Raw genomic sequence first — 5,247 nt, 5'->3', positions numbered from 1 at the left:
TCAGTTATCAGTTATCAGTTATCAGTTATCAGTTATCAGTTATCAGTTATCAGTTATCAGTTATCAGTTATCAGTTATCAGTTATCAGTTATCAGTTATCAGTTATCAGTTATCAGTTATCAGTTATCAGTTATCAATTATCAGTTATCAGTTATCAGTTATCAGTTATCAGTTCACTGTTTACTGAAAAAACTCCCCTACTTCCCCGCTCTCCTATAGTTTTTAAAGTCGTCTTTGCCAAGCAACAACTAATTTAATTTCCTCATAACTATAATTATCTCCCAGATTTTCTTTGAGAGTTTTCAGGGATTGAATGCCAACTTTTTTAATCGCTAAACGAATATATTCCTGTTTATTCTTAGAAACTAACTGATTAATATCAATTTCGTAACCAGCTTCCAGCAATTTAGCTAAATGTTCATAGATGGTTGAGACTTTTAAGCTTCTTTTGCGAGCGATTTCTTCCACATTCAAACCATCTTGATAGTATTGGAGAGTGAGAAATTGAGTAGAGGGAAGACTATCCTGACAAAAATCATTAATTGCCGCTATAAATATATCCCCATACTGTTGAACTTTGCTGTGTACTACTCCAGAAATTTGACGAAACTGCTCTAAACTCCGGGGTTTTGATTGGGCCATCAAACGCAGACTAGAATCATGGAAAATAACGTAGGGAGGAACCCCTTGACTATCAGCAATTTTTTTCCGCAGTTGTCGCAAGCGATCAAATAATAAATCACTTTCCATCGTATTGGGATTGTCGTCTCCCAAGATTTGACCGTTAGCTTTTTGGGGGACGGCAATAAACACGGAACGTTCTTTCCGCATCACTTCCCAACTGTGTTGATTAAGTTTCAAGATTCTAAAATTGTCTTCTGTTTCTACCAGTAGATTTTGTTGGACAAGGGAACGACTTAAACGTTTCCACTCCCCGAGAGTTTTATCCTTACCGATGCCATAAGTGGATAATAAATGATGTTGATATTGGGTGATTTTTTCACCTTTTCCTCCCCTGAGTACGTTGATTATGTGCATCATACCGAATTTTTGTCCCGTCCGCGCTACACAGGATAAAAATTTTTGTGCCTCGATTGTCCAATCCTCAGAATTGTTACCATTCCGACAGTTATCACAGTTACCACAGTTACCCGCAAAACTTTCTCCAAAGTAGCCTAGTACACTCGATCTTCTGCATTCAGTCCCTTCGGCATAATCTAACACCTGTCGCAATTGTTGACGAGCTTTCTGTTGTTCATTTTGCTCGGTTTTTTGGTTAATAAAATACTCAATTTTTCTGGCATCGGCAAAGCTAAAAAAGAGGGTACATTTAGCTGGTTCTCCGTCCCTACCAGCGCGGCCCGATTCTTGATAATATCCCTCTAAATTGCGGGGTAAATCATAATGAACGACAAAGCGCACATCTGGTTTATTAATCCCCATACCGAAGGCAATTGTCGCCACCATAATCTGCACATCATCCCGAATAAAACGGGTTTGATTTTCGCTTCTTTCCTGATCGTTCATACCAGCGTGATAAGGTAGGGCATCAATACCATCTTTTTGTAACTGTTCGGCAACTTGATCGACGGTTTTGCGGCTGATACAGTAAACAATTCCTGATCCTTTTTGTCCTTTAATATATTGATACAATTGCTGATAAGATTTACTGGTTTTAGGTTGAACTTCATAATAAAGATTAGGACGATTAAAACTAGCAATATGAATGGAAGTATCTCGCAATCCTAATTGTTGGATAATATCTTCCCTCACCTGTTGGGTAGCGGTGGCAGTTAAAGCGAGAATTGGCACGGAGGGAAAGCGTTGACGGACTTGTTTAATTTGTCTATATTCAGGACGAAAATCATGACCCCAATCGGAGACACAGTGGGCTTCATCCACCGCTAAACAGGCTAAACCGAGGTAATTATCAATAACAGCTAAAAACTCTAAAAAACTAGGCGATAATAATCTTTCTGGGGCGACGTATAACAGTTTAATTTTTCCTTGCAGGATTAAAGATTCTCTTTCTCTAACTTGTTTAGCGTTTAAAGTGCTATTGAGAAATGTTGCCCCGATGCCATTATCAGCTAAAGCAGTTACTTGATCCTGCATTAAGGCAATTAGGGGAGAAACCACCACCGTCACCCCTTTTTTAATTAAAGCAGGTAGCTGAAAACAGAGAGATTTACCGCCTCCGGTGGGCATAATTACTAATAAATCCTGATCATTTAAAGCAGCCTCAATTATTTGGCGTTGATTCGGTCGAAATTGATCGTAGCCAAAGTGATGTTTTAAGACTTTTTCTAAAGAGTCAATTGCAGCCATTGAGCAAGGGGAAAAATATTTTTATAGTAGTTATTTTATGGTTAGGGATTTAAGTGATCAGTGATCGGTAATCGGTAAAAAGAAAGCCAGTAGCCAAAACAACTGACCTTAAGATTGTCTCACCTGATCGGGAACACCAACAAAGGAGAGATTGGCTAATTTTTTCAGATTTTGACAGCGCAATAACTCGTTAAAATTGAGACTCGATCGCCCTTCAATTTCAGCTATAGTCTCAATAGCCGATAATAAACTTTTGGCGGCCTCGGTTTCCGTGTAACCGCGTCTAACGGCCACTTTTAGGGCTGCTTCATCCGCGTCTAATTCCCGTTGGGGGCTGCGTTTTTCGCGCCAAATCCGGTTAATTGCCAAGGCAGTTAAACCCCCCGCTACTGCCATACCGACGGCATCGGTTTGTAGGGTTTCCACGGTTAAACCGATGATACCAGCCAGAGCAATTACTCGATCGAGATCGGGTTTAAACCATTTTACTGCCGTTAAAACACAGACAGCCCTTAACAAGACTAAATCCCGTTGGGATCTTGATAATTGCCGCCAGAGGTCAAAATTAATTGGAATCGGTCTGACTCCTCTTTGCCAGGGTAGGGGAAAATTAGTTTCGATTACCTTGCTGCTTTCGGGTTTGCTGACAATGCGCGTCATCATCCGTCCCGAAGCAGGCATGAGGTCTAGTAAATGACTAATCTCGTTGTCTTGGTTCATCGATCGCCGGCCAATAGTCTTCAATCATTGAGTATAATCGCTTTCTGAGTTAATATCTCTTTTCCGACAATTTTCTCAACGAAACCGCGTGATACTAAATTCGGTTATTAAAAACTGATTATTTATTCCCCCTTTTGCCTCTTGCCGTTCGGCTGAGCTCACGGCCGAAGCCTTCTGCCTCTTGCCTCTCCTCATAAGTAGTCTATGCTCAACGGATTTAGTATGAGTCCCTACCGTTCGGCTTTGAGGGGTTTGATGCCCCGAACATCGCCCATAAATTCGTGTATCTTCCTCAAAATCCTCATGTGTTGATTATTAATGAGGGGATGAAACAACTTACCGTTCGCTCATTTCTCGAGACGAAAATTTTATAAATTGTCTCAAATGGTTTCTAGCAAAAGCATTGAGCGTTCTACTCGAATATTTATTAGTACAAAAAGACCATTTTGAGCTTAACGAATTGATTGGGGTTTGAGCGAGACAATAGGAGATCGCACTCTCGGCAATGTTCTACTTACCTTACTCCCTAAAAAGCATACAGAATAAAGGTAACAGCAACTTTAAAACCCTTCCCCTAAAAAATTAAGCGAACAATGAGTCATGAGAAGCGATCTCCGATTCCGACGGATTTAGGTGTTGACTGTTGGGTTTCCCTTTCCCCTAAAATTGAGAGGTTTTCTTTAACCTATTGATTCGCTCAACTAAACCTACAAAATTAGACTTTGATTAAGTATTGACTGATTCTAGATGCCTTAAAATCTGTTCTCTTAAATTATCCAAATAATTTTCTACCACATCCCAAACTGTATTAAGGTCAATTCCTCCTAAATAATCATGTACTAAAATATTCCTAAAACCAGAAATATTACGCCAGTCAACATCGGGAATATTTGCCTTTAATTCCTCCGAAAGCCGTTGAGTTGATTCTGCCAAGGTTTGTAAGCGTCTAATGATAGCATCGCTGATCATTGAATTAGCAAAAAACTCCTGTTTTCCTCCTTGGGAATACTCCTTAATTTTATCAATACAGTCTAAAATATATCCAAGATAAACTTGATCTTCATTCATAACTTAATTGCCTCCTTTAAAATTCGCTGTTTAATTAGATGATGAAGGCTTTTTTCAGTTACTACATCCACTTTACACCCTAAGAGATCCTCTAAATCAACTAATAATCCACCAGGAAACCAAGGGGATGTTTTAGCTAAATCATAATCAATTAAAAAATCAATATCACTATTTTCGGTTTCCTCACCTCTAGCAACGGAACCAAATACACGCACATTAAAAGCACCATGTTTGGTGGCAATTTTTAGGATATCCTCTCGTTTGTCTTGTATGAGTTGTTTTAGGGTCATAAAATAACATCCATCCCGAAGGTTTTTAATGAACAATTAACAGACTAGACTAGAAAAAACTAAATACTGATAACAATTATCCTAGGTTGAATTGACCCAAGGAAACCCCACAAAAAGCCATGAGAAGCGATCGCCGATTCCGACAGATTGAGGTGTTGGCTGTTGGGTTTCCCTTTCCCCTAAAATTGAGAGGTTTTCTTTAACCTATTGATTCGCTCAACCCAACCGACGGACTCAACCCAACAAAAAGGACTAGACCGCGCCTAATTGCCGTAGGGCTTCCATAATCTCTTCATATAACGCCGTGTTTCCTTGCTGGCGGAACAGTTCGGCGGCTTGTCGGAAATCTCTGATCGCTTTTTCCGTTTCTTGTCGAGAGTAATAAAGAACCCCCCGATTGGCGTAAGCCAGGGCCAATTGGGGATTAATGTTGATCGCCTGATTGTAATCGGACAGGGCGAGGTCAGGTTTCCCCTGTACGGCGTAAAGAACCCCCCGATTGATGTAAGCTTCGGCCAATCGGGGATTAATGTTGAGCACCTGATTGTAATCGGACAGGGCGAGGTCGGGTTTCCCCTGTTCGCCGTAAAGATTCCCCCGATTGTTGTAAGCCTGGGCATCTCGGGGATTAATGTTGATTGCCTGATTGTAATCGGATAGGGCGAGGTCGGGTTTCCCCTGTACGGCGTAAAGAACCCCCCGATTGTTGTAAGCCAGGGCCAATCGGGGATTAATGTTGATCGCCTGATTGTAATCGGACAGGGCGAGGTCAGGTTTCCCCTGTTGTTGGTAAAGAAGCCCGCGATTGAGGTAAGCCTCGGCGTATCGGGGATTAATGTTA

General features: G+C 40.8%; 6 protein-coding genes. 1 reads left to right on the top strand and 5 read right to left on the bottom strand.

Features of this window, described 5'->3' with window-relative positions; all coding sequences use genetic code 11:
- The coding region (locus tag IM485_RS17360; RefSeq protein ID WP_353846022.1) for a hypothetical protein at window positions 1–257 on the top strand (257 nt) is incomplete at its 5' end.
- Here the strand turns inward: IM485_RS17360 and recQ are convergent.
- The 5 genes from recQ to IM485_RS17335 all read right to left on the bottom strand — a co-directional run.
- A complete protein-coding gene (recQ, locus tag IM485_RS17355; protein WP_287744614.1) occupies window positions 223–2,328 on the bottom strand; it encodes a DNA helicase RecQ in 2,106 nt (701 codons plus the stop codon). The genes IM485_RS17360 and recQ overlap by 35 nt on opposite strands.
- A gap of 108 nt (window positions 2,329–2,436) precedes the next feature.
- Window positions 2,437–3,048: a DUF3318 domain-containing protein gene (locus tag IM485_RS17350; RefSeq protein WP_104397241.1), complete on the bottom strand. Its 612-nt coding sequence runs from the start codon at window positions 3,046–3,048 to the stop codon at window positions 2,437–2,439.
- 726 nt (window positions 3,049–3,774) lie between these two features.
- Window positions 3,775–4,116 carry a HepT-like ribonuclease domain-containing protein gene (locus IM485_RS17345; RefSeq protein ID WP_045358548.1) on the bottom strand — a complete coding sequence of 114 codons (342 nt, stop codon included), beginning with the start codon at window positions 4,114–4,116 and terminating at the stop codon, window positions 3,775–3,777.
- Window positions 4,113–4,406: a nucleotidyltransferase family protein gene (locus IM485_RS17340; RefSeq protein WP_002733639.1), complete on the bottom strand. Its 294-nt coding sequence runs from the start codon at window positions 4,404–4,406 to the stop codon at window positions 4,113–4,115. Before IM485_RS17340 ends, IM485_RS17345 begins: the two co-directional genes overlap by 4 nt.
- Window positions 4,407–4,658: 252 nt before the next feature.
- A partial coding sequence (locus IM485_RS17335; protein WP_287744610.1) for a tetratricopeptide repeat protein occupies window positions 4,659–5,247 on the bottom strand: 589 nt, incomplete at its 5' end.

It is taken from the genome of Microcystis sp. M169S2, assembly GCF_020245865.1.
Taxonomy (GTDB): Bacteria; Cyanobacteriota; Cyanobacteriia; order Cyanobacteriales; family Microcystaceae; genus Microcystis; species Microcystis ichthyoblabe_A.
The sequence above is the reverse complement of the archived record's forward strand: the minus strand, read 5'-3'. Positions and strand labels throughout refer to the sequence as shown.